This is a genomic window from Fodinibius salicampi (genome assembly GCF_039545095.1).
Lineage (GTDB): Bacteria > Bacteroidota > Rhodothermia > Balneolales > Balneolaceae > Fodinibius > Fodinibius salicampi.
Genome location: NZ_BAABRS010000011.1, coordinates 1 through 1,187, shown reverse-complemented (window position 1 = coordinate 1,187; position 1,187 = coordinate 1). Strand labels below are relative to the sequence as shown.

Below are 1,187 nucleotides of genomic sequence, written 5' to 3'. Positions count from 1 at the left end.
ATGGCAAAAGAGACATACCAGCGGAATAAGCCGCATGTAAACATAGGAACGATAGGTCACGTAGACCACGGGAAGACGACCCTGACGGCCGCGATCACGACGGTGATGGCCAAGCACTACGGGGGCGTAGCGAAGAAATTTACTGATATAGACAATGCCCCCGAGGAGAAGGAGCGGGGCATTACGATCTCGACGGCCCATGTGGAGTATGAGACTGATGATCGCCACTATGCACACGTAGACTGCCCGGGCCACGCCGACTATGTGAAGAACATGGTTACCGGAGCGGCCCAGATGGACGGGGCGATATTGGTGGTGGCGGCCACGGATGGTCCGATGCCGCAGACCCGCGAGCATATTTTGCTGGCCCGCCAGGTGGGGGTCCCTCAGATTGTGGTCTTTATGAACAAGACCGACCTGGTCGACGATGAGGAGCTCATTGAGCTGGTCGAGCTGGAAGTCCGGGAGCTGCTCAGCTCTTATGAATTTGACGGAGACAACATTCCGGTCATTCAGGGCTCGGCCCTGCAGGCCCTGGAAGGCAGTGAGGAAGATGAGCAGGCGATCCTGGACCTGATGGATGCGGTTGATGAGACGATTCCAACCCCCGAGCGTGATGTGGACAAGCCGTTTTTGATGCCGGTGGAAGATATTTTCTCCATTACCGGCCGCGGGACGGTGGCCACGGGCCGTATTGAGCGGGGCGTGATTCACCTGAACGATGAGATTGAAATTGTCGGGATTGTCGAAGACCCGATGGAAAGCGTGGTTACCGGCATTGAGATGTTCCGCCGGATGCTCGATGAAGGGCAGGCCGGAGACAACGCCGGGATCCTGCTGCGCGGGATTGACAAGGAAGACCTGCAGCGGGGCATGGTGCTCTGCGAGCCGGGCTCGATCACCCCGCATACGAAGTTCAGCTGTGAGGTATACGTGCTGAGCAAGGACGAAGGCGGCCGTCATACGCCCTTTTTCAAGGGGTACCGCCCGCAGTTTTACTTCCGCACGACCGATGTGACCGGCTCCTGCCAGCTGCCCGAAGGGGTAGAGATGGTGATGCCGGGCGATAACGTGACGATGGACGTGACGTTGATCCAGCCGGTGGCCATGGAAGAGGGGCTTCGGTTTGCAATCCGCGAAGGCGGTCGCACAGTCGGCGCCGGCGTGGTAACTGACATAATTGAATA

1 protein-coding gene is annotated in these 1,187 nt (G+C 58.4%); it reads left to right on the top strand.

Going from position 1 to position 1,187, the window contains the following annotated elements; all coding sequences use genetic code 11:
- A partial coding sequence (tuf, locus tag ABEB05_RS17060; RefSeq protein ID WP_265792001.1) for an elongation factor Tu occupies positions 1-1,187 on the top strand: 1,187 nt, incomplete at its 3' end.